This window comes from Leisingera sp. S232 (assembly GCF_049800895.1).
Lineage (GTDB): Bacteria > Pseudomonadota > Alphaproteobacteria > Rhodobacterales > Rhodobacteraceae > Leisingera.
Window position 1 is genome coordinate 35,360 of record NZ_JBNAFX010000001.1, and the last position, 23,007, is coordinate 58,366.

Sequence of the window (23,007 nt, forward strand, 5' to 3'; positions counted from 1 at the left end):
CGGTCCCTTCTATCAACTGAATACGCGCCGCTTTGGCTGCGCAACATTGATGCAGGTCAAATAGAACTTAAACAGTTGCCCTACAAGAACGCCTGCGCCAACTCAAACTCTGTTTGCGGCGAATTTATCCTCGTTTCCCGTGCAAGATGTGCACCATCGGAAACCCCGCCCCGACGTTTTACCGGGGAAATCCGTGGCTGAGCCCTCTGGCCCCTCCATAGCCGCGCTGCTAGGGTCCGCGGCAAATTGGCCCGCCCCGGGCCGCCAAGAAATGCAGGAGAGCAAGAGATGGCTTTGAATGATGTTCTGGACCGGATCGACGCAGAGCTGGACGCCGCCACCGGGCGGCTGATGGATCTGCTGCGCATTCAGTCGATTTCCACCGATCCGGCCTACAAGGCAGATTGCGACAAGGCCGCAGACTGGCTGGTTGCAGACCTCAACTCCATCGGCATCAAGGCAGAGAAGCGTGAGACTCCCGGCCACCCGATGGTTGTTGGCCATGTAGGTGAGGAAAACACGGACGCGCCACATGTGCTGTTCTACGGCCACTATGATGTGCAGCCTGTCGATCCGCTGAATCTTTGGAACACGCCGCCGTTTGAACCGCAACTGGAAGAGACCCCGAACGGCACCGTGATCCGTGGCCGCGGTTCGTCGGACGACAAGGGCCAGCTGATGACCTTTGTCGAGGCCTGCCGCGCGTGGAAAGCGGTGAACGGCTCGCTGCCGTGTCGCATCACATTCTTCTTCGAAGGCGAAGAGGAATCGGGCTCGCCCTCGCTGATTCCCTTCATGGAAGCCAACGCCGAGGAGCTGAAGGCCGATATCGCACTGATCTGTGACACCTCCATGGTGTCGCGCGGTGTTCCGTCGATCTCCTCACAGCTGCGCGGCATGCTGAAAGATGAATTCACCGTGGTCGGCCCACGCATCGACCTGCATTCCGGCCACTACGGCGGCCCCGGCCTGAACCCGCTGCGCGAACTCAGCCGCATTGTCGCCTCCTTCTATGACGAGGAGACCGGAAAAGTCGCCGTTGAAGGCTTCTATGAAGGCGTGCGCGAGGTCCCCGCAGACCAGCTGCGCCAGTGGGAAGGCTGCGGCTTTGACGAGAAAGACTACCTCGACAACGCCGGCTACACCCAGGCGCATGGCGAAAAGGACCGCTCGGTGCTGGAACAGCAATGGGCCCGCCCGACGCTGGAGGTGAACGGTCTCTGGGGCGGCTACAACGGCGCGGGCTCCAAGACCGTGATCCCGTCAGAGGCGCATTGCAAGATCACCTGCCGCCTGGTCGGCGACATGGACCCGGACGCGTTGCGGGTGAAGGTCCGCAACCATGTGGAGGCACAGCTGAAACCCGACTGCAAAGTGGTCTGGAACAACGAGCTGGAGGGCTCCCGCGCCTCTGTCATGGACATCACCCGCCCTGAATTCACTGCTGCCCGCGCGGCGCTGTCCGACGAATGGCAGCGTGAAGCCGTGTTCTGCGGCATGGGCGGCTCGATCCCGATCGCGGGCTTCTTCAAATCGATCCTGGGCATGGAATCGATGCTGGCAGGTTTTGCCAATGACGACGACGCCATCCATTCCCCGAATGAGAAATACGACCTGAAAAGCTTCCACAAGGGCATCCGGTCCTGGGCCCGCATTCTGGACGCACTGACCAGCAAGTAACTTCAGGCAAACGGGCGGGCCAAATCTCCTTTTGGGAAATCGCCCGTTCAGCAGGCCGCCAGCCGGGCAATCCGCCCTGCAAAGCCGCCGCCTGCTGTGCACCCTGCGCGCAACGCCGCCACAGGGGGCTCCTCCCGCCCGTCATCAGGGCCCCAGGGAGCCCCTCTTCCCGTTGGGCGTGGCGCCGCCGATGGCGGCGCGAGCATTCCCCCTCCGTCCTGGCTCCACAGCCCAGTTTCAAAGACCATTTTCACAGACCAGGCGCCGTCTCAAAGCCGGATCAAAGACGGCAAACCGGCGTCTGCTGTTTGTTTTGCCCACGGTATTAAGACTTGCTTATCGCTCTTGCGATAGCCTTGCACAAACACGTGAACGCATTGCAGACGGAGGCAAAGATGACGCAAAGCAGCTACAAGCGCCCGCCAGGATTCGAGGGCACTCAAACCGACCCGGAAGAGAGCTACCGCGCCGGTTACCAGCACGGCACACGGGTGCTGCTGCGCTACCTGGAATCCCACCCGTCCCCGGACCTTGGCCGCCTCAAGACCTGGGTCGACTCGGAGCTGACCGGCTGGCGCCATGACACGGAGGCAGAGCCGAACCCGCCTGCCCTGTGACGTCCGCCTGTGGCTGTGGCAGGATGCTTGCCCCTCAGCGCGCCGGCCGTCAGGCTGGCGCCATGACCCAAGCGATTCTGACAAACGGCGCGCTGCTGGAAAAATTCCTAGCTCTGGAGACCCGCGTATGGGACGCCATGGTCCTTGGCGACCGTCAGGCGGATGAGCACATGCTTTCTGACAGCTTTCTCGGCGTCTACCCCAGTGGCTTTGCAAGCAAGGCCGATCATTGCGGCCAGTTGCAAGAGGGGCCGGCGATCGCCGAGTACGAGCTGAGCAGCGCCTGCTTACGCTGTATCGGCAATACCGCAGCGCTGCTCTCCTACCGCGCATCCTTCCGGTCATCCGGCTCAGCGGACTGGAAAGTAATGCTGATCTCTTCACTTTGGGAAAAGGAAGGCGGGACGTGGCTGAACACCTTCAGCCAGGACACCCCGGAAACAGGCTGCACAATGCACGGCTGACATCTGTGTCATGTTTCCGGACGGCTGAATATCCAAGATAGGAAAGTGGCGCGGTTGACGGGGCTCGAACCCGCGACCCCCGGCGTGACAGGCCGGTACTCTAACCAGCTGAGCTACAACCGCGCATAGGCCTTTCGGCTGACCGTTTCCGGCCTCTTAGTCCCCTCCGGGGCGGACCCTGAAACGTCAGGATGGCGGGCGAAAGTGGCGCGGTTGACGGGGCTCGAACCCGCGACCCCCGGCGTGACAGGCCGGTACTCTAACCAACTGAGCTACAACCGCGTTTTCACCTTGCGGCGGACTGTTTCCAGTCCAATCCCCTCCGGGGCGGTCTCTGTTTAACCCCGAGAAAGGGTACAGCAGTGGCGCGGTTGACGGGGCTCGAACCCGCGACCCCCGGCGTGACAGGCCGGTACTCTAACCAACTGAGCTACAACCGCCCGCTGCACTTTCAGCATCGCTGCCGAATGTTGGGCTGTAATATTCCCCGCCCCCCGCACCGTCAAGCGGTGTTTTGCCTTTTTCAGAACTTTCCCGAAAAAAATTCCGCCACGCCGCGCAAGCGGCTGAAAATAAACAAAAATACCCGAACCACGCATGCAGATGTCATGCATGAAAACATTCAAGAACGAAGGGGAATGGTGGGTCGTGAGAGGCTCGAACTCCCGACATCTTCGGTGTAAACGAAGCGCTCTACCAACTGAGCTAACGACCCGATGAGCGGGGATTTAGACAATGCCGCTGGGCAGCGCAAGGGGGGATTTCAGTTTTTTTATCGAAACCGGCACCTTATTCCAGAACGGTTTCCGCGCCGTCTTCCAGCACATAGACGCAGCCCTGACCGTTGGGCAGAGACGCCATCCCGTCACGTGGCAGACCGCAGACAATGCCGCGCATCACCTGCCCCAGCAGCCCGTGCGCAACCACCACCGACGGTTCGGTCAGAGCGTGCATGAAATCAAGGATACGAGCGTGGAAACGCTCATAGCCCTCGCCGCCCGGGGCTTCGCAGAACAGATCCAGGTTACGTGGATTGGCGCCATGGATCTGCGGATACTGCGCGGCAACTTCTCCCAGGGTCATCCCCTGAAAGGCGCCGGCATAAGCTTCGGCCAGCCGTGGGTCTGTCTTAAAGGGCGCCCCGCCCAAGGCAATATCAGCCGTCTGCTGCGCCCGCCCAAGAGGAGATGCATAACAGGCAGGTTTCTGCGCCATCACCGGCACCATCAGAGCGGCCTGACGGCGCGCGTGCTCCACTCCCAGAGGTGACAGCGGTGATTCCAGCTGCCCCTGTATGCGTTTCTGCGCGTTCCATTCTGTCTGCCCGTGCCGCAACAGCCAGATCTTCGGAAATTCCATGATGTGCTCCCAGCCCGTTCTTGGGCAAATTGGTAGCGGGACACGGCGGCAGGCGGAACCCCGGAAACAACAAAAGGCGCTCAACCAAATCCAGGAGCACCTTTCAGAAAGATGGTGGGTGATAAGAGATTTGAATTTTCCGCCGCATCAATGTTTTCAATAAGTTACACCCTGATTTGTAACCGTGTAACCGGCCTCAAAATGGGTCAGTGACGTGGCGTCAGAATTTCACTCACTGAATTCCTCCCGGACTTTAGCTATCATCAAGCGCTTTCAGATCTCGTAGTTTCTTAAATGCCTCACGCACCTCGCCACTTAGCTGAGCCCCACTATCCTTCAATCTTTCAACTTCAAACTGAGCCTCTTCAATGTCTTCCCTATCACCATACTCATATGCTTCTTCCAATAACTGCATAGCGCCTCGCAAGGCCATTTCGTTCTCCATTCTCAACCTTTTTAACGCCGACAGATACTTTCCATTCGCATCAATTCCTGACCTTTTCGAGAAATTATTATTTTCCAGATACTCTACATAGCTGTCCGCTATTAGTCTCTTTCTCTCTTTAAGATTGGGAGCATCAACTCCACTCCTGATCGCCCAATTTCTAAACGCCTCTCTTGCCTCTTTGACATTCCTTGCGACATTTCCTTGCTTAGAGGCGCGACGCTCGCGGGCATTTTTCTCCGCCTGAACTTCACCAATCGTTTTCTGGCTAATACTGGCACCCAACTGATTGGCAGAAAACTTTAGAAAACTCTCTGGAGTATAGATTAGAATGCTTTGTCCGGTTTCGCTGCAAAACTCGGTAATTAGTTCGGGTCTAGGTCCAACCGTTCTACCATGCACTATACGCCACCAGTCTTCCTTCCGGTCGTCAGTGACTAGGATAACCGATGCATCATCATGCTTCGCCTTTTCGATGGTCTGCCTCCATAGCAGGTAGTCACCAAAATTTCGTCTCCTTTCAGTCGAAGACTTAGGTTCTTTTACCTTCTTGGCATCCTTATAGCCCGGCGGAACTTCACCCGCGAACCTGGCCTCTCCTTCTTCGAACCTCTTCTTTAAGTCCTCTTCAGAGTAGGCCACTCCTACCCGCCCATCGAAAATATCTGCAATGGTATTTAGCGTTTCATCCTCCTTGAAACGCCCCTTAATATCCTTGCTCCGCTCCTCGAATTCTTTTGAAATAGCTTCGACAACACGATCAAGGTCCCCTGAGTTCTTTTCCGAGATAAAGGGATGACCACGCTTTTTCGCAAACTTCGCTTTGATGACCTCAATTTCTTTTAGTGTTATCTCATACGCCTCCGCCTGCTCATGCAGAACGGTATGCCGATTGGCTAGGAACTCATGCGCGCATTGCTCAGGAATCCAAACCCGATCTTTGACATCACTCAACAACCTCAAGAACTCTTGCGTTGCGTCACCGGAGTATCGGTAAAGGTTTAGCAACACATTAGCATCAAAGACAAAGGTCGCGCTTTTCCATAGCTCGCTAATTGTCTCCTGACTTTCCCCAAAATGGCCTTTGAACTGTGATCGCATGGAACGCCTCAAGTAGAATCTTCTCCGGCGACACTGAACACTAGCTCACCCTGGCGCAACCCTAACCAGAACATCCAACCAATGAAAAACCCGCCAGCTTGCACCGGCGGGATCACAATACTGGTTGAGCTGAACTAAGCTGCTATGAAGTGCCCTGTCCAATCATCTCGCCGAGCACTATCTCAGCCAAGATCACAGCATTCATGCCGCCGAGCTGAGTGCGCTTTGTCTGCCCCGCATAAGTGACAAACAGAGTGCCCTTCGCAGTGCTATAGGTTCCGCTGTAAGTCTTTCCGTTACGGGTGATGGAAACAGGGTTCATGCAGCTTCCCTTTCCTCTTCTGGCATCTCTCCATTGACTTCGACATTATCCAGCACAGAGGCAGGCCAGATATTTCCGATCTCGCCCAGGGCGGTCACAACTTCGGTCCTGGGGCAAACCGCCGGATTGTCCTGAAAATCCATCTTGGCAGTGAGCGCTTTGACTAGCGCTTCATATGTTTCGTCTGGCAGGTAGTGTTCTGCGATCTGCATCGAAATTTTCCCTCAAGTGAATTGCAATGCGCAACGGCTCGCACAGGTTGATTCTGGCTGCAAGAGGGAAAATTTCCGTAAGTCATTGTTTTCATTGTAAGTAAACCCTTACTTACACCTAAAAGAAAACCCCATGCCGGGTGACCTACATAGAGGATCCGCCATGGGGTTACGGCTAAGTGACCACCCTAGCCTTTGCTTGCAAGTGTTATAGTATAACAATTTCTTCAGATACACAACGTCAGAATGCCCCGTAGTCAGGATTATCTTCGTAAGGGCCGGGGTCTGGCTGGCGGAGACGCCGTTTTTCATGACGTTGCTTCAGCCCCTCAGCGATCTGTTGTTCAGTCCACCCCTTCTTTTTCATCCGGCGGCCCCACCTCTTGTCCGCCTCACGGTCCTTGTCTTCCTGAGTGGCACAGCTGCGTTCTTCACGCTTCCGCTCGGCATCACGGGCCTTGGCGTTCTTGTCGTGCTCTTCGCGGGTCTTTCCCGGCACCTTGGTATAGGCCCTGACTTCGCGGCCTTCCTTGGCGGCAATTTTGTCCGCGTATTCCTGGCGCTGGCGATCTAGCTGCTTGTCATACTCTTGAGGGTCGCGCTCATACCTCCAGCGGGTATTATTCCGCGCTTCCTTCCTTGCTTCGTTATCGGCTTCGATCTGGAGACGCGCGGCTTTCACCGCGTCACGTAAGTTTCGCGGCGCATCCGGGTCGTTGTCTGCTATAGTCATGGGTGGTCCTACTTAGCTTTGGGGTCAGCGTTCCGGCGCTGGCCCCTTTCTTATCCCGGCTGCGGTATCGCCATGTCGATCAAGCGCGCGAACTCGGCAGTAAGACCACGGTCAAACACCTTGGCCTCACTATTGGCCGGGATAGAAATTGCGATTCCCTGCCCTTTCCCCTTCAAACCGAAATTCATCTGCTTGTCAGAATTCATGCTGATAACTGTTTTCTCGTCACGCTCACCATCCAGAAAGCCGCGTATCTCAGTCGCGAGACGGGCCGCGTCTTCAAATGAGAATCCGACAGTCTCCCCGTCGTCGAACTTAACCGCCAAGCCATCCGGCAGCGCGTTAATTTTCACACCGGGAATTTCGTGGGCAATAAGACCCTCGTTCTGCGCGAACTCAACCAGCTTGGCGAGAACCTCGCTCATGTTCACCGCGCCCATGTTCGCGGCCATTTGCTTGAGCTGGGTGATACGTTCCTGGGGAACCTTCAAAGTAGGGTGATTAGACATTGGGTATCCTTGTTAGTTTGGCTGACCTGAATATAAGGGAATACCCTTACCGCTTCAAGGCGAATTACACCGACGCGGATAAACCCAGCCCAGTGAGCCGCACCAGAAACCAAACGCTATCCGGGACAGGAAGGAAGAAACCCTATCCGGGAAGGACTCTTATAGCCGGAGAGGCTCAGCGTGTCCGTCCGAATTTCTTGCACCGTTATAAATACCCTTATTTTACTATACATATATAACAAGCAAGAAATTCGGACGGACACGCCAAAATTCGCCCCTGCTCCGGCCACCCAAGACTTTCGGACGGACAACCCCATACCCTGCCAGGCGAGCAAAACCATTACCTTCCCGGATAGGGCTTCAGCGCCGCCGGTTGTTCATCATGTTGCCAGGACGGCTCTGTTTTCTTAGCTCATCCACCACCACGCCACGCATGGTCATTTCCATTTCGCGTGAAATGCGCCGGGCAAGTTCTGCGTTTTGTTCCGGCGTTCCTGCGGATCCCTCCACCGTCACGGGCGCGTTGATTGTGATCACCTGCCCGGCCTCTTCTGCAGCCCCAGAACGGCCCGCCACCCCAGCTTTCAGAGGTGCACGACCACCGGCATACCCACCAGCGGAAAAGCCCCTCTTAGCAGCGTTGTGCAGTGCCTCTAGCTGGGGCACGCCAATCGCCTTGGTGGCCTCTTTGCTCATCACGTATTCACCGCGATGCACTACCCCGGCAGGTTCGAACTTTCCGCCGTGGCCAGTATATCCGCCAGCAGCAAAACCGCCGCCCAGGATTTTAAGAAAGCCGCCGAATATACCGCCGGCTCCTTCCGCCATTTCCAACATTCGCTTCTGAAAGCTGAGTTTCAGGATTTGCAAGATCAGTTGCCCGACTGCCTCTTTTGCGGTCATTGCCCCAGTCGCCATGCCAGTGAACACGTCGGTGATTGATTGCGCCCCTGCCCGGCTGGCATTCTGCACCTCCTGAATGCGCTCTGCGGCGAGGTCAGCGGAACCTGCCGCTGCCACATACTGCCCAGCCAGGGCGTCGATCTGGGCGCGCAACTCTGGCGTATCTGCCAAGCCCGAACGCTGAGCGGCAGCCAGCAGTTCTGCTTTGGTTCGGGCAAGTTCAAGCGCATTGGTGTGGTTTTGGCGAACACCTGTCAGCTCTGCCAGGGCCTGAGCCTCATGGCGCAATGCTGCCGTCTCTTCTGCGATGGCGGAAATCTCTCTTTCGAAATCGCTCTGGCTTCTGCCGCCAGCACGGTTTTCCGGCGGCAAGCCAAAGTCGATATTACTGGGCGCACTGCGCGGCCTGCGGCTTGTCACCGGGGCCGTAGAAGTGGCGGTCGAGCTGCCCCAACCGTCAAAACCGCCGCCCTGCGTTCTAGGGTCTCCCCCACGCCCGGAATAGACCGCTTCATTTGTTCCGCCATCAGCAGTCGCGCCAGGCAGGGCACCACGCAGCTCACGGGCTTTCTTGGCAGCGGTAGCCAGCCTCTCAATAAGGCTACCCACCCCGGAAATGACATTGGAGAACTCGGCACGGTCAACCGCTTCGATGTTGCCCAGGGCCGTTTGCGCGGTAGTGGCAGCTTCACCCATGCGCTTTTCGAAGTCGTCAGCCCTGATAGAGCCATCAGCTAGCGCATCGGTCAGACTGCGCATTTCGGTGGCCGCTGAAACAAGCTGATCGGCAACGGCGTCGTAGCCGAATGCGCGCATCGTGTTCGCAGCCTGCATCAAGCCTGAGCTCTGGCCGTTGGCGAAATCACTCAGGCGGTCATACTCAGCGCGCAGCAGATTGATCTTGTCCCGGTGCTCATCAACGGCTTCGCTGTCTTTCGCCAGCGCATCTGCAACACCATCACCAAGCAAGCCCTGAGCCTGATTATGTGAGCGGAACAGGTCATCAATGTCTGTGCGTAAGGTGGCAATCTTGACCGACGCATCAGCAGCACCGACTGCTACGCGCTTGAAGAAATTCCCGACCCTGGTTTGAAGGGCAGCAAAGCGCCGGTCCAGCTCCTGGGCCTTTTCGATCAGCTCAGCGTCCAGCACTGCGCCGGTATCATTTGCCGCCCGGATGGTATTACGCAGGGTGCTTTCGCCACGCCCAACCAATTCGACAAAGCGCTCACCAGCACTGCCACCGAAAATCTCATCAGCGATGCGGATACGGGCAGCTTCGTCCAACTGTTCCATGCGCCCGATGATCTCAAGCAACAATTCGGACGGGTCTTTGAGCTTTACCTTGAGCTGATCGGAGCTGAAGCCCAGCCGATCAAAGGCTTCTGCTGCCGGTCCCTTGCCGGTGACAATTAGCTCATCGGTGCGAAGCTGCATCTCTTTCAGACCGTCAACAATCTGATCAATGCCGATACGATTCTGCCTGCCGACATAAGACCATTCCTGCAGCGCCCGGACGCTCACCCCTGCCCGCTTGGCTTCGTCGCCGATCTGGGCAGTTGTCCTGACTATCTGATCCATGTTGTTCGTGACACTGGAAAGAGCGCCAACAGTCAAACCACCGACCAAACCGCCAGCGATACTGGGGCCAAGCTTCCGGAATGTGGCTAGAATGCTGTCGCCAGCTTTCCCATAAGTATCACGCAGCCGATCCGCACTGACACGCGCCCGGCGCTCCATTGCAGCCGCAGACCGCTTTTGCATAGCGTTTGCGCGCTTAAGCCCCTTTTCGAGTTTATCTACTCGCGCCTCAAGCGGGACGATCAGGCCGGGCATCGTTACATCATTCATGCTGCTTCCTCCAAAATATCGGCGAGGGATTTGAAATTCGGGTCACTGTAGTGCGACTTGTTGCTTTCGCCTGCCACGGCACGATGCACGGCCATTGCGGCAGCGACGGCGCCATCAATGCGGTCGGTCTTCTTGCCCTTGTGCATCCGAACAAGGCCGTTTGTTTCGTTCCGGCTAGCCACTACGCTGTCGAAGTGGTGGCGCAAAACGGGGTGGCCGTCGTGGCGTATCAACTGGCCGTTGACAGTGCGCTCAAGGTCACCAATGGCAACACCCATTGAAAGCGGTGCCTGCCGGTGCTCGATTACCGGAAGGCCGTCGTCATACAGGCGCTGCATGGTCTGGCGCGCAAGGTGGGGGTCAAATGCGATCTCCTGCACGTCGTGGTCCGCCGCCAGTTCGCGTATGTGATCCTCTACGGCTACCGGATCGATGATTGGGCCGGGTGTGGCATTGATTAGCCCATCATCGCGCCAGCGCTCATAAGGCACACCATCACGTTCACTACGCTCTTTCAGGTCTTCCTCAGGAACGAAAAACCACGGCTTAATTGTAATTTGACCATTATCATACTTCCACGCGGCAACCACGGCGGCGGTGTCGCCGTTCTTCGCCATGTCCACACCTACCCAGCACGGCAGCGTTTTAAGATCGGTCTCGTCATCGTCAAAACATCGGGTGTCGTAAGTGGTCATATTGAACAGCGGGTCACGGCTGTTTCCGTGCCAGATATTCAAGTTGTATTGCTGGAAGCTGTAGCGTTCCGCCGGGTGGTCTTCAGCCTCTTTCGCCAAACTGCGCAGCCCAGACAGGCTGGGGAAGCCGTGCTTAAGGCCAGGATTCACCCGATGCCAAACGTCTTCGGCCTGCCAGTCGTCATCCGGCTCAGCGGCGAAAATGATCGGCAAGAATTCGGGGTTGTCGATCTCACCCAGGGCGACACGCCGGGCATAGTTATACTGCTCTGCGGCCAGCGTTTCATGCCCCCGGCCAGCCGTGGTCGCAATCACCAGCAGGCTGTCATCAGTCTTAGCAAGACCGGATTTCAGGGCTTCCCATAGATCCCGGCCCTTCCAAGCGTGGATTTCATCGGCCAGCACGAAAGCCGGAGTTGTGCCGTGCTGAGCGCGACCATCGCTGGACACAGCGCGCAGCCGCGCACCGGTATCAAGGTGGGTGATCTGCTTGGCGCTGTTGAATGCATCGTGGATCCGTGTTGCCGCGACAAGGCGCTTGTCCTGCCGGATAATGTCGGCGGCCTCACGAAAACCGATACCAGCCTGTTCCCGATCAGACGCAGCAAAGATCACCTGCCCGGCGGGCACTTTCTCAGGGCCGATCACATGTAGCAGAGACAAGGCGGCGGCCAAACTCGTCTTCCGGTTCCCGCGCGGTAACATCAGGAACACTGTCTTCACGATGCGCCGCCCGTCGGCGTGGCGCGGCCCATAGATACGGCGCACAATGCGCTCTTGAAATGGAGCAAGCTGGAAAGCTCGGGGGTGCCGATTGACGTTTGCTGCGTTGGGTGCGCGGTTCGTGTTCAAAGCCGCCGGGTGACGCAGCAGACGCAAGAACCGAACGGCGCGCTCTCCATGTCCTAACGGATCAGGGATGGTGCTGCCGTCGTCAAGCCAAGCCGGGTATGTGCTGGCGGTGCTCAAGGTCACACACCCAACGGGTTGTCGGCATCGTCATCATCAGGCAGCCCTGCCCCAATTCGGGCACGGCTGGTCGGTGTCAGGCCATATTCGGCGGCGAACTGGCGCGCGGTTTGGGCCGCCCGGTTCATGACGCCGAAAAGGCGCACATCAATTGCACCACCAGCAGCAGCGCGTTCTTCTTCGATCTGACGCACGGTGCCGATCATGCTGCAATAGGTCTCCACCCCGGCCAAATCGCCCTTGGTGATAATCCTGCGCCCGATGAGCTGGGGCATGATCCGCTTCCATTCCGCCTTAGCGTGGGGCGCCAGATATTTCGGCACCGGCGGGGCTTTGGTCAGTGCCTCGGTGTCAGCAGTAAGCGGCGGCTTCACACCGCGTGAATGCACGCTCATGCGACCTCCGAACAGCGCAGCTCAAGACCACGTTTCCGCCCCAACTCTACAATCTCGTCAATGTCATAGCTAAGGCCGTCACAGGTCACGCGGTCGGCAGTAATGATCCCCGGCAGATACCGGATGCGAAAAACTGCATTGCCACTCGCAGCCTCACCGAACCCGGTCAGATATTCATCGGCGCTGCGCTGAATCAGCTCTGCCCGAACGGTCGCAACGGGTGTCCAAACCTTTGAAACCGCACCGGATGCCGCCACGGTTTCGACCTCGCGAGTGATGGTGATCTGGCGATCTAGTTTACCTGCCCGGATCACGGTCACACCCTCCACCGCAGCACGCCCTCAACGGTCCCCACGCCGTGGCAGTAAGCCCGTTCCGGGTCAGGGTCGCGCATGTAGGCGAAGCCAGGGCGTTCATAGGCATCAATGCCCACCGTGGCGCTGGCCGGTGCATCCCAAAGCGCGACAGATGCCGCCGCGCCGATCTGCCGGGCCATATCCGCGCCGTCTTCCAGCGCCCAGATGTGCAGGTCGATGAAAACACGCGTAAGATACTGGCCGCCGGCCGCCCTTCCCAAGTTGATCATCTGGGGGTTCGCCAGGATGATCGTAGGCAGCTTGTCCGGGCGCGTCGAACCGGCCCGGATGTGATCGGCAGGCACAAGGGCGCTCACCTCAGGGTGCGCCACCAGCGCGGCCCGGATTGCGGTCTGAAATTCAATGCTGGGGTCGATCATTCGTCACCCTCCGCCGCCTTACGCACTGCCTGCCCGATTGCGCGCTGGATACGGCGCAGGGCCTTGGGCTTTGCCAGCCGGTAGCCGGGCCGCATGAACGGCTGAGCCTCCTGCTTGACGGTGCCGAACTCCTGCAAATGGCCGTGGCGCACCTTCTCGTTTCCGGCGGTTACAAGGGCCTGATTGCTGCCAGCGGTGCGCTTACCGCCGCCCTCGGCATAGCCCGGAGTGGTCTGGCCGGGTGTGGTCACGGTGATGGACGCCTTCAGGTCGCCGTCATCCACCGGCACCAGGGCGCGCTGCGCCGCCGCGACGTCCTCGGCACCTTTGATCAAGGCGGGCTGCACATCGCGCACCACGGCCGCAGGAATGGCTTTCAAGCGCTCGCTCAGGATGCGCGACTGTTCTGCTAGGCTCTTAGGCTTCGACATAGCCAGTCACCTGTTTGCAGTAGGGAGCCAAAAGCTCATGGACGCCGAACGGCACCACGCGCTGCGTTACATCGCTGGCGGCTTCGCGCGCCTCATACCAGAAGGCAGCGAGCTGCAAAGCGGCCTCGGTCAGCACCGCGTTTCCAGCTTCGAAAGGGTAGCCGGTGAAGTTGCCGATCCAGATTTCAGCAGCGTCCAGCTTGTGTGCAAGCAGGGCGTCATCAAGATCATGGTCAAGATTGAGCTGCGATTTCAGCAGCGCAATCGGTGTCAGTGCGGCCATCAGCACGCTTCCTTTTCTGAAAAACTTATTTTCGGTCTGTCTTGTGCGGACCTCCCCCCGCCGGTCCCCTTCGAGGGCATAAAGTCGAAGACCACCCCCACCCTGTTCTTCCTCACGCGGCTGTGCTTACCGATCAGCTCTTCCGGACTAGGCGCAGCATCAATCAGGGTGCGCATGCGAGTGCGAAACGCATCTGGATCAATACCGGCGAGTTCGCACACCAAGTCGCAATCTCGATTGGGAACAGTCAGGTAGCGCCGCGCGTCCATGATTGCATTGATCTTTACGGCGGTGCTGCCACGCACGCCGCGTTCACCGACAAGCGCATCTGAGATAGCAATCAGCAGCACCTCAACCCAAAGGGACTGCGTTCCATTACGCTCCACGGTGACGCTCCTGCCGCTGTTTCCGGCGGCTGTGACAGGAAGTGCACAGCGGCTGCCAATTGCTGCGATCCCAGAACAGACGGTCGTCGCCACGATGCGGGATGATGTGATCAACCACGGTCGCTAGCGAACCACAGCCGGGCCATGCGCAACGGTCATTGATTCTGAGAAAAGCGTCACGGGCTGCGCGCCACTTGCCGCCATAGCCGCGCTGTGAGGCCGTGGGGCGGCGCCTGTCATGGCGTCTGTTGCGTTCACGGGTGCGCTTGATTTGGCAGGAACAGCGCTCACCGTGGGGCACGATGTTGCCGCAGGAACAGATATGTGGAGGACGCGGCATCAGACTGTTTGCCCCACTTTCTGCGCGCTAACAGCTTTCAGCGCCATTAGCCCGGCACGGTCGAATTCAGCATCAAGACCTTGGGCTTCGTTCTGCTTACGCTGCTCATCGGATGGGCCGTCTTGGTCTTCGTCAGGTGAGCCATGCAGCACTTTCATCCAATCTTCATGGCCTTCCAGCGCCAGAAAGATTTCGGGAAGAGTGGCATTCCATGCCTCTTGAGGTGTCCAGCCTAGTTGCCCAGTCACCCGCTTGAACAAACTGGCATAAAGGTCTGTCCAAGCGACAAGTTCTTCTTCTTCGTTGGCGGCCTCTTTGCTGCCGCCAGTGAGTGTCAGGCCCATAACCAGAGCAAAAACGGGGCCGATACAGGCCTGCTGAACGTCACGTATCGAGCTTTCCGCCAAACTACGCAGCACTGCCTGAGCGGCGTCCTTATCAGTTGCAGCGAAGGCAATGACATTGCGCACCGTGGTTATGTCGAACTGATGGATTTTGGCCAGCAACGCCGGGAAGCCATTGTGCAGGGCTTCCAGGCGTGTCGCGGCCCGCAAAGACGGCCTCAGCCATACGGTGTTGCCACCGCAGGCCAAGGGAATGTCATATGCAGGGCGGAAGCTCATGGTGGCTTAGGCGGCCACTTTAAGCTTGATGAACCGGTCAGGGTGGGTCAGGTCAGCACCAACACGCTTCCGGGCATGGAAACGCACCTGACCATTTACAGCCAAGCTGAACGGGTCACGCAGCATATTCAGACCAATGCGGTCAACGATGCGATAGCCGGACATGTCGCCAAACAGGATCGGAAACTTGTCAGCGCCGATATCGTCCATGTCAGGCATTTCAACCACCGGACGGCCCAGCAGGGTCGAGGGTGCACCTTCGCTGATCGGATCAAGCACCAGATAGCGCCCATTGTCATCTTTCCACTGGCGAATGACAGCCAGCGTGTTGCGGTTCATCATCCAGACGCCGGACTGCGCGTAGGTGGTGGCGATCTTGTGATACATGGCAATGATCACGTCAGCCGGGTTCGATGCCGGGAAGTTCGCGGCAACGCCAGTTTTGATTTCGGCAATATCGGCAGCAGTCATGATGCCCATAGGCTGACCAGCACCGGTGCCTTTCACGAATGCCAGACCTTCGGTCTTGCTGAACGATTCCGCGAAGTCAGACAACAGCTCGCCTTCAAGGCCATAGGCGTTGTCTTCCAAGAGCTGATTGGAAACGTCGGTGAAGGTCGCCAACTCGTGCGGGGTCATTTTGACCTGTTCAAAGGTCATACCGGACGCGGTGCGATTGCCGGTCTCAGTCACCCAGGTAGCAGCCGTGCCGGTCACGCGGCGCGGATAGGTGATCGACTCGGCAGAAATGTTCACCACCTTGGCGTATTTGCGGATAGGCGAATACTCGTTCAGCAGCTTGATCAGCTCGTTGCCGGTTTCTTCCGGTGCCAGGTAGCCGCCGTTGGTGTCATTGGCGACGGTCAGGGCTTTGATCTCGTCCGGGCTGATGCGCTCAACACCACGGCGCAGGAAGGCTTCGAATGCTTTGCGCTCAGTGTCTGCACCGGTGGTGATATGAACACCCTGCGGACGGTTTGCCTTGGCTTCCAGCCGGTCCAGGCGGTCTTTGATCTCGTTGAAAGCCTTGGTGTCCACCTGGGGAACTTGCGGCGTGTCATTGGCCGGGGTTACAGCCTTTTCTTCAGTCTCGATTTCCTCGTTTTCCACTTTCGGGGTCTCCTTGAGGTTCTGGGGTTTTGCTTTCACTTCAGTGATGCGCGCGGCGGGATGCACCGGGCGCTTGCAGAGGGAAATTTCAGTGACGGTAACGGCCTTGAAGGTGCGTCCGCCGTCGGCGCGCGTTTCGAACCCGTCATGCCGGAAGCCAATGGACAGGCCGGTGATCACGCCTGCTTTCAGATGACGCCGGGCTTTTTCCGCAGGGGAGATACCTTCGACAAACAGGCGGCCCTTCACTTCAAGGCCACGGTCTGTTTCAGCGAAACATTCCCACGTGCCAACAACCTGCCCTTGATCATGCTCCATGCAAATTGGCAGTGCTGCTGGAAAGGAAAACGCGCCTTTCTCGATCACATCACCAACAGAGTCAGGCGAAAACGGCCATGCAATGCCGCTCACTACCCCTGCCTCGTCTGCTGCGATCTGCGCTTTGATTTCAATGCGTTCGCTCATCGGTCGCCTGCGCCCCCGCCACCGTAGTTCTCGGGATCGGCCTCAACCTCTGCCGGATCAGGCGTCTCAACAGGCTTCTCGGTCACAGACTCCAGGCCATCGGCGTCGATGCCGCCGGAGATCATCATTCCGCCCACGATGATAGGGCCGCCGTAGACGATCTGCACAGCCTGCCCCTGTCCGTTTTCAGATGTCGGGCCGGTGAGGGTGAAGCTCTTGTGATCCTCTGCCGCCCGGCTTTGGGTTTCACCGGCGAGCAAGGAAGAGACGCCGGCCACCGACAAGGCCAATCCGATCTGGCCAATCGCATTACCCCAGGTCGTTCCAGTGGCTGCACCTGCAATGATCGGATTGGCTAGGAGAGGTGCTGCGCCACCGGCTGTAATTGCAAGGAGCGTTGCGCCTGCGATGACTTTAAGAACCCCGCTGCTGTTCTTTGCACCATCAATGTCGGGCATGATGTGCAAATCGGCATTGCCCAACCTCATTTCTCTTACGGCTTCCTCGTCGAGACACATTCCTGTCTCGGGGTCGCCACGCAGAATGACCCAACTGCCCTCTCTGATGTCGTTCAGGAAATCGGGGAAGTTTGCAGTAAGAGCTGCAAGCGCTTCCCCGGCAGTCATGATTTCCAGGTCAAAGGACTCGCCATACTTGGCAAGCCCGCCATGAAGATGAACCTTACGCATCGCTGGCACCGTTTAAGGCCGCCGCCATGTCGCCGGAGGCAGCAGCCTCAAAGTTAGGTGCAGGCTGCTCATCTTCGGTATCGCCACCCCAGCGAGCATTCAGGATATCCAATGCCAAGGGAAACAGCTCATCAATTGGACGGTTCCGGGCATATGTGTCTACTAGCTGAGCTGACCGTTCTGGTTTCATGCCGCCACCGATCAGGCTGAGCCGAATGATCTCAAACAGATCCATCAGTTTGAACTGCAGGTAGAAGATGCGCTGATGAATTGCGCCGATACCCAGATCGGTGATGCGCTCAAGCTCCGCGATCATGTCATCTGTCAGCGCAAAGGTGTGTTCACCGTCACCGAAAAAGGCGGTGTGCGTCAGGTTCATGCGGCCGTTTCCTGCGTTGCACCAAGCCGCATGACCTGCACCGCGCCTCTGCCGATGTTGATTGCGAATGAATGAACCTGATCATCATCACGCAGAGCGGCCATGGCCAACAGGCCTGCTTCCGCACCCTGTGAAAGATCACGGTGAGCTTTTTCAGTAGCCGCCCGGGCCGACCCCCCGTCTTCAAAGCGAATGCAGCCGGGAAGAGAGTTGCCAATAAACTCGTCAACACACTTTTGAATTGCTGTGCTCAGAGCAGGCCTGAATTCGTTCTCTAGCGCGACTTCAAACGCTCGTGCATCTGCCTCCACAGTAAGGACGACATTTGACTCAGTGTTTTCGGCGGTCATTCGGGCTTTTCCTCCTTTGACGCAGCGGGGCCGGTCTTGATTGTGGTTGTCGTGGTGTAGGGGTTGGAAAGTTCGTCGCCGCCATCTTTGCGCGGCAGGTTTAGACCTGCCCGGACATCGTTTGCGGTCAGGACACCCATGCTGCGATATTGGCCATAGGCTGTTGCACGTGCCGCTGTATCGGTAGTCAGCAGGTCATCCGTCACAGCCTCAAAGTAGGCTCCCCGGCGTTCCTCAGGGGTCAGCAGACAACGGGCATAGGCACCTGCCCAATCGGTCAGCCACGGCTTGAGCGTGATCTGCATGAACTGCCGGGCCATTTCTTCGGTGTTCGACCAGGTGCCGCGCGATAGCTCAAAGAGCATGGTAGGCGGAACCCGAAACACGCGCGCAATTTCCCTGATCTGTTCAAGACGGTTCTCAGCGAACTCGGCATCGGCGAGCGTCATCGCCATAGGCGTAAACGTCGCACCATTATCCAAAAATCCGGGAAGACCAGTGTTTGAACCAGAGTGAACAAACATCCAGTCCTTAATGAAATTTTCCTTGGTTTTTTCAGCCAACGAATTGGGCCAGGAAACCGTCCCGGAAAGCCGGGTGCCATTTTTCAGCGAACGGCTTATATGCTGTTCAAACGTTATTGCCAGCGCGATTGCTTCCCGGCCTAGCGCGATCGGGGACAGACCACCGATTGCTTCAATGCGCAACACCTGATGATAAGCAAGCTTCACTTGCCCCTCGTCGGTCGAAACCATGTAATAGGGTTCGCCGTCGTTTTCCTCGAACCGCTGCACTTTGCCCGGTTTCAGCCGGTGCAACTCGTAAGGAGAACCATCGGAAAGCGGAACCACCTGAGCGTGACCTGCCCCGTGAAACAAGGCATCAAGGGTCAGTTGCTCGCGCAGCTCTGCCGCCGTAGTCCAAGGGTTCGCCTCATCATGAACCAGTCGGTAAGCCGGATGATCCTTCTGAGCCTCTTTGGTTTCACGATCATACAGTTTGAACGGAAGCGCGCCGATGGTTTCAGAAATCAACCCAACTGCGCATGCAACCGCAGGAACACGCATGGCATTACTGGGGGAAACAGTAACACCGGATGCCGTGGGCACTGCCCCAAACAGGGCCAATGCATCAGGATCAGTAAGTGTCAGCGCCTTTTGTTCGGTGCCGAAACCAAGTGCGTTTTTGAGCTTCTGAAAGGCCATGAGTTCCGCTGTGAATAGGTTAGCGTGGCAAAATTACCACACAAAGATTCGCGGCGAAACAGAAAAGTTATGTTATTACATTTCTAAAAACAACTCATACGCAGGCAGCTTGTTGATAGCGTTGATCTTGGCCTTCAAACTCACATCGCCGTAGTTCTCCGACGCAGTCTTTCCAGAGTGCCCTTGAATGGCATCATATATGCGAGCCGGAATATCTAGCTCAATGCACTGGCTCTTGAAGCGGTGCCGCCACGCGTGGGTGGGGCGCACCCCGTCCGGGACTAGGTCTTTGTCGCGCAACCATTCGGCCAGCCGGTTTGAAATCTGAGTGGCCTTGCTCTTGAATTGCTCCGCGTCGGTCCCGTGGTGGAATAGCGGACCCAGATCAGCATTCTTCACAAAGTCCACAAACCCCTCAGTAATGATCTGAGGATGCAACGGCACATCCCGGTATTCGCCTGTCTTGATCGTCCCGGCATCAGGGGTGAGCCGGGCAACCCACTGATCACCCTCTTGCCGAATGTCCTCTTTGCGAAGTTGAGTGATCTCCGTAACACGGGTGCCAGTGAAGGCTCCAAGGATAGGCACCCACCGCTTTGCCGCAGTCATGTGAGCGGTTTCTCGGACACGGCCCGTTTCGTCCTGATGTGGCACGTATGAGCGGGAAGCCTTGAGGATTTTCAGCGCCTCTGCATCAGTGAAACCCTTTTCGCGGGCGAGAACCTTCTTAGGCTTTGCCTGCTTCACCGTTACCGCGACATTCTCAGGCAGCCTATCATTCTCTACTCCCCAGTTCAGCAAAGAGCGGACTGTGGAAAGGTATTTATCGCTGACAGTGCGCGGCGACAGCTTCTCAACATTCAACAGGTGATCCCGCCACGCGATCACATCCTTTTTCTTGAGGCGGGCCGCATCGTCATGTTTGACGAACTTGCGCAGCTTTTCGACAGCCAAGCCAAGTTGCTTACCGCCATCGCTCATAGACCCTGTCTGCATGCGCATGGTCACATAGTCATTCCAGAGCTGTTTCATGCTGACCGGCTTGGGGGCTTCCTCCGGGGGCTGAGCGCCCCGAATAACCTGCGAGGCAGGTGTGCCGGTAAAATCACCCTCATCGCGCTCAGCAACCCGTGCCAGCGCTTCTAGCTCCGCATGACACAAGGCACGGGCAATCTCACGCCATTCGGTGCTGCCCGGCGTTGCGCTCAGGTTGCCAGCGGCCCGGAAGCGTTCGACCTGAGCGCCCACCAACTCGCCCAGCTCTGCGTCATTGGCTTTCCCAGCAATAGCGTAACGCAACCGCTGCACCAGCAGATCATCAATCCCCACCCCCGGCCAGCGGGGGTCATTGCGCAGTTCATCGTCTAAGGCGAGCCGCTGTGTGTAGTGGCTGTGCGCAAGCTGATCAGGTGCCAGCGGATAGCGTGCGGGAACAGCCTGCGGCTGCCCTGCCCTGACCTTCTGCTCAGCCTGGGCAATCTGGTGCTGAAGCTGGGCCACCGCGCCGGGATGAAGTTTAATGGCTTGCCTACGGTCGCCGCCCAGAGCGATGTGCAGTTCGCTCTTACCAACAATTCCGCGCAAATCTTTAGGCACAACGAGTCGCGCAAAATACCGCCCGTTTCGTTCTAGCCAGTATCTGAGCTTTCCAGCCATTCCCAACCCCGTTTGTAACCAAAGTTGTAACCTTGAAACGGACAAAGCCCCTTATTTGCAAGGGTTTTCTTTGTTTTCAAAGGGGTAGGATGGTGGGTGATAAGAGATTTGAACTCCTGACATCTTCGATGTGAACGAAGCGCTCTACCACTGAGCTAATCACCCGTGAGGCAGGCTTTTAACGGTCCGGTGCGGGCACCGCAAGAGGTCCAATGGAAGAATTTCACTGCTTCCCCGGATTTTCTCCAGTGGCAGTTTCCTGGCGTGTCCCTAGGGCAAGGACATGGCCCGCTTTTTATGCCCTCGCCGGTGCGGCGCAGCGTTTTCCACACAGGCCTATGGGCCGCATGCCAAAGGGGTTCGGGAAAGAATGCGCCCTGCCCGCTTTGGTGAAGCGGTCAGCAGGACGGCAGCGCATCACGCCGGATCATTGTACGCAGAGTAAAGCTGGAACGGGTGTTGCGGATGCCCGGAACCCGCATCAGCTGGCCCTCCAGGAACCGGTCAAAATCCGGCAGGTCCTCTGCCACCACCCGAAGCAGGATATCACGGGTGCCGGTCATCAGGTAGCACTCCATCACCTGATCGAACTTGCGCACGTCCGCTTCAAATGCCTGCAGCGCATCGGTGGACTGCCGTTCCAGCTCCACCGTCACAAAGATCGTCACCGGAAGGCCCATCCTAGCCTGATCCACCCGCGCCGAATAGCCGCTGATCACGCCGCTTTCTTCCAGATGGGCAAGCCGACGCGCGCAAGGCGTTGGGGAAAGACCTACCATCTCAGACAGTTCGGAAATCTTCAGCCGGCCGTTGCGCTGAAGCGCGGCAACAATCTTGCGATCAATCGAATCCATGGAGCTTCCCTCTAAAATTAGAGCTTCGCGCAGAGCATACCACCAAAATCGGGCAAAGCAGGAGCTTCTTTTGGTGAAAACCGGCGCTCAGCCGCTGTTACCATCCGGAAAAGCCTTGGAGGAGCCATCCAGATGACAGTGACCGCCGTTGCGTCCAGCAGCCACGAAGAGATTTACCGCGTCGAGGAGACCTCTGTGGGCCTTCTGGGTTTCATTGCCATACATTCCACCCGGCTCGGCCCGGCGGCGGGCGGGCTGCGCATGCGCCCCTATACCAGCGAGGATGAGGCACTGACTGACGTCATGCGCCTCAGCGAAGGCATGACCTATAAGAACGCCGCGGCAGGCCTGCCACTCGGCGGCGGCAAGGCGGTGATCATCGGCGATCCGGCCAAGGACAAGTCGCCAGAGCCGCTGCGCGCCTTCGCCCGCGCCATCGAAGGGCTAGAGGGCCGTTACATCACCGCCGAAGACATGGGTATGAGCCCGGCAGACATGGCGGTCCTGGCGGAAGAAACCCGCTTTGCGGCTGGCCTTGCCGACGGCGCCTTCGCCAGCGGCGACCCCTCGCCAATCACCGCCCGCGGCATTTTCAATGCAATCCGCACCGCCCGCGCCCATAAGCACGGCAGCCGCGATCTGGATGGCGTCACCGTGGCGGTACAGGGCCTGGGCCACGTTGGCTGGCACCTTTGCAAGTTCCTGACAAAGGCCGGCGCGAAGCTGATCGTCACAGACATCGACGAGACCCGTGTCAAAATGGCGATTGCCGAATTCGGCACCAAGGCTGTGCCGCTGGCAGATATCTACAGCACTGAGGCAGACGTCTTTGCCCCCTGCGCCATCGGCGGCATCCTGAACGCCCAAACCATTCCGCAACTTAAAACAGAAATCGTCGCAGGCGGCGCCAACAACCAACTGGCGACTGCTGCGGATGCCGCAGCCCTGCATGACCGCGGTATTCTCTATGCGCCCGATTTTGTCGCCAACGGCGGCGGCATTATCAACGTTGCGAGCGAGATCCGGCGGATCAAGGACCGCGAGGGCTTTGTCGCCGAAAAGCTGCAGGCGCTGGACGAGACCATGGCGGCGATCCTGACTCAGGCCAAGGCCGCAGATGTCAGCCCAGCACAGATGGCAATCGCCACCGTAAAGGCTAAGATAGAACAGGCCAGCAGGGCCGCCTGATCCCTGTGTTCATACCCAGCTGCGGGCGCGCTCCCGCACCCGGACGGCGCCCGGCCT

General features: G+C 57.9%; 26 protein-coding genes and 5 tRNA genes. 4 read left to right on the top strand and 27 right to left on the bottom strand.

From position 1 onward, the window contains the following. Nucleotides 1–288 precede the first annotated feature (288 nt). From ACP151_RS00155 to ACP151_RS00165, 3 genes are all read left to right on the top strand, one after another. Nucleotides 289–1,680: a M20/M25/M40 family metallo-hydrolase gene (locus ACP151_RS00155; protein WP_424976800.1), complete on the top strand. Its 1,392-nt coding sequence runs from the start codon at nt 289–291 to the stop codon at nt 1,678–1,680. Nucleotides 1,681–2,075: 395 nt separating this feature from the next. Further along, complete coding sequence (locus tag ACP151_RS00160) at nt 2,076–2,297, top strand: hypothetical protein (RefSeq protein WP_424976801.1); 222 nt, start codon at nt 2,076–2,078, stop codon at nt 2,295–2,297. A 62-nt stretch (nt 2,298–2,359) separates the two neighbouring features. Continuing rightward, the gene (locus tag ACP151_RS00165) at nt 2,360–2,761 is read left to right on the top strand and encodes a nuclear transport factor 2 family protein (RefSeq protein ID WP_424976802.1); all 402 of its coding nucleotides are present in this window, start codon (nt 2,360–2,362) and stop codon (nt 2,759–2,761) included. A 46-nt stretch (nt 2,762–2,807) separates the two neighbouring features. Here ACP151_RS00165 and ACP151_RS00170 read toward each other — a convergent pair. The 27 genes from ACP151_RS00170 to ACP151_RS00300 form a co-directional block, all read right to left on the bottom strand. Continuing rightward, nucleotides 2,808–2,884, bottom strand: a tRNA-Asp gene (locus ACP151_RS00170). Nucleotides 2,885–2,966: 82 nt separating this feature from the next. Then, nucleotides 2,967–3,043 (bottom strand) — tRNA-Asp (locus ACP151_RS00175). Nucleotides 3,044–3,124: 81 nt separating this feature from the next. Beyond that, nucleotides 3,125–3,201: transfer RNA gene (locus ACP151_RS00180), tRNA-Asp, on the bottom strand. A 199-nt stretch (nt 3,202–3,400) separates the two neighbouring features. Further along, a tRNA-Val gene (locus ACP151_RS00185) sits at nt 3,401–3,476 on the bottom strand. Between the two features lie 74 nt (nt 3,477–3,550). Beyond that, nucleotides 3,551–4,120: a histidine phosphatase family protein gene (locus ACP151_RS00190; protein ID WP_424976803.1), complete on the bottom strand. Its 570-nt coding sequence runs from the start codon at nt 4,118–4,120 to the stop codon at nt 3,551–3,553. 253 nt (nt 4,121–4,373) lie between these two features. Next, nucleotides 4,374–5,666 carry a PIN domain-containing protein gene (locus tag ACP151_RS00195; protein WP_424976804.1) on the bottom strand — a complete coding sequence of 431 codons (1,293 nt, stop codon included), beginning with the start codon at nt 5,664–5,666 and terminating at the stop codon, nt 4,374–4,376. A 318-nt stretch (nt 5,667–5,984) separates the two neighbouring features. Then, a complete protein-coding gene (locus ACP151_RS00200) occupies nt 5,985–6,200 on the bottom strand; it encodes a hypothetical protein (RefSeq protein ID WP_424976805.1) in 216 nt (71 codons plus the stop codon). 241 nt (nt 6,201–6,441) lie between these two features. Next, nucleotides 6,442–6,933, bottom strand: a complete 492-nt coding sequence (locus ACP151_RS00205; RefSeq protein WP_424976806.1) for a hypothetical protein — start codon at nt 6,931–6,933, stop codon at nt 6,442–6,444. A 50-nt stretch (nt 6,934–6,983) separates the two neighbouring features. Further along, nucleotides 6,984–7,442: a hypothetical protein gene (locus tag ACP151_RS00210; RefSeq protein ID WP_424976807.1), complete on the bottom strand. Its 459-nt coding sequence runs from the start codon at nt 7,440–7,442 to the stop codon at nt 6,984–6,986. 360 nt (nt 7,443–7,802) lie between these two features. Beyond that, a complete protein-coding gene (locus ACP151_RS00215; protein ID WP_424976808.1) occupies nt 7,803–10,196 on the bottom strand; it encodes a phage tail tape measure protein in 2,394 nt (797 codons plus the stop codon). Continuing rightward, nucleotides 10,193–11,860: a terminase large subunit gene (locus tag ACP151_RS00220; protein ID WP_424976809.1), complete on the bottom strand. Its 1,668-nt coding sequence runs from the start codon at nt 11,858–11,860 to the stop codon at nt 10,193–10,195. Before ACP151_RS00220 ends, ACP151_RS00215 begins: the two co-directional genes overlap by 4 nt. A 2-nt stretch (nt 11,861–11,862) precedes the next feature. Next, nucleotides 11,863–12,255 carry a phage terminase small subunit P27 family gene (locus ACP151_RS00225; RefSeq protein ID WP_424976810.1) on the bottom strand — a complete coding sequence of 131 codons (393 nt, stop codon included), beginning with the start codon at nt 12,253–12,255 and terminating at the stop codon, nt 11,863–11,865. Next, entirely contained in the window at nt 12,252–12,569 is a 318-nt protein-coding gene (locus ACP151_RS00230) for a phage head closure protein (RefSeq protein ID WP_424976811.1), read from the bottom strand. Before ACP151_RS00230 ends, ACP151_RS00225 begins: the two co-directional genes overlap by 4 nt. 2 nt (nt 12,570–12,571) lie before the next feature. Beyond that, nucleotides 12,572–12,991, bottom strand: coding sequence for a DUF3168 domain-containing protein (locus ACP151_RS00235; RefSeq protein WP_424976812.1), 420 nt, complete (start codon nt 12,989–12,991; stop codon nt 12,572–12,574). Further along, entirely contained in the window at nt 12,988–13,422 is a 435-nt protein-coding gene (locus ACP151_RS00240; protein WP_424976813.1) for an HK97-gp10 family putative phage morphogenesis protein, read from the bottom strand. Before ACP151_RS00240 ends, ACP151_RS00235 begins: the two co-directional genes overlap by 4 nt. Next, nucleotides 13,409–13,705: a head-tail connector protein gene (locus ACP151_RS00245; RefSeq protein WP_424976814.1), complete on the bottom strand. Its 297-nt coding sequence runs from the start codon at nt 13,703–13,705 to the stop codon at nt 13,409–13,411. The genes ACP151_RS00240 and ACP151_RS00245 overlap by 14 nt, the downstream gene beginning before the upstream one ends. Then, nucleotides 13,705–14,091, bottom strand: coding sequence for a hypothetical protein (locus ACP151_RS00250; protein WP_424976815.1), 387 nt, complete (start codon nt 14,089–14,091; stop codon nt 13,705–13,707). Before ACP151_RS00250 ends, ACP151_RS00245 begins: the two co-directional genes overlap by 1 nt. After that, nucleotides 14,081–14,431: an HNH endonuclease gene (locus tag ACP151_RS00255; protein ID WP_424976816.1), complete on the bottom strand. Its 351-nt coding sequence runs from the start codon at nt 14,429–14,431 to the stop codon at nt 14,081–14,083. The genes ACP151_RS00250 and ACP151_RS00255 overlap by 11 nt, the downstream gene beginning before the upstream one ends. Further along, complete coding sequence (locus tag ACP151_RS00260) at nt 14,431–15,054, bottom strand: hypothetical protein (protein ID WP_424976817.1); 624 nt, start codon at nt 15,052–15,054, stop codon at nt 14,431–14,433. Before ACP151_RS00260 ends, ACP151_RS00255 begins: the two co-directional genes overlap by 1 nt. Nucleotides 15,055–15,060: 6 nt before the next feature. After that, a complete protein-coding gene (locus tag ACP151_RS00265) occupies nt 15,061–16,629 on the bottom strand; it encodes a phage major capsid protein (RefSeq protein ID WP_424976818.1) in 1,569 nt (522 codons plus the stop codon). Further along, on the bottom strand, nt 16,626–17,318 hold the full coding sequence (locus ACP151_RS00270) for a hypothetical protein (RefSeq protein ID WP_424976819.1): 693 nt from the start codon (nt 17,316–17,318) through the stop codon (nt 16,626–16,628). The genes ACP151_RS00265 and ACP151_RS00270 overlap by 4 nt, the downstream gene beginning before the upstream one ends. Continuing rightward, nucleotides 17,311–17,697: a gene transfer agent family protein gene (locus ACP151_RS00275; protein WP_424976820.1), complete on the bottom strand. Its 387-nt coding sequence runs from the start codon at nt 17,695–17,697 to the stop codon at nt 17,311–17,313. Before ACP151_RS00275 ends, ACP151_RS00270 begins: the two co-directional genes overlap by 8 nt. Next, on the bottom strand, nt 17,694–18,047 hold the full coding sequence (locus ACP151_RS00280; RefSeq protein WP_424976821.1) for a hypothetical protein: 354 nt from the start codon (nt 18,045–18,047) through the stop codon (nt 17,694–17,696). Before ACP151_RS00280 ends, ACP151_RS00275 begins: the two co-directional genes overlap by 4 nt. Then, on the bottom strand, nt 18,044–19,252 hold the full coding sequence (locus tag ACP151_RS00285; RefSeq protein WP_424976822.1) for a phage portal protein: 1,209 nt from the start codon (nt 19,250–19,252) through the stop codon (nt 18,044–18,046). Before ACP151_RS00285 ends, ACP151_RS00280 begins: the two co-directional genes overlap by 4 nt. A gap of 75 nt (nt 19,253–19,327) precedes the next feature. Further along, the gene (locus ACP151_RS00290) at nt 19,328–20,908 is read right to left on the bottom strand and encodes a DUF6538 domain-containing protein (protein ID WP_424976824.1); all 1,581 of its coding nucleotides are present in this window, start codon (nt 20,906–20,908) and stop codon (nt 19,328–19,330) included. Nucleotides 20,909–20,998: 90 nt separating this feature from the next. Next, a tRNA-Val gene (locus tag ACP151_RS00295) sits at nt 20,999–21,073 on the bottom strand. Nucleotides 21,074–21,306: 233 nt separating this feature from the next. Beyond that, nucleotides 21,307–21,762, bottom strand: coding sequence for an Lrp/AsnC family transcriptional regulator (locus tag ACP151_RS00300; RefSeq protein ID WP_424976825.1), 456 nt, complete (start codon nt 21,760–21,762; stop codon nt 21,307–21,309). A 132-nt stretch (nt 21,763–21,894) separates the two neighbouring features. Here ACP151_RS00300 and ACP151_RS00305 point away from each other — a divergent pair, with 132 nt between their 5' ends. Then, nucleotides 21,895–22,950, top strand: coding sequence for a Glu/Leu/Phe/Val family dehydrogenase (locus tag ACP151_RS00305; RefSeq protein WP_424976826.1), 1,056 nt, complete (start codon nt 21,895–21,897; stop codon nt 22,948–22,950). Nucleotides 22,951–23,007: the final 57 nt, after the last annotated feature.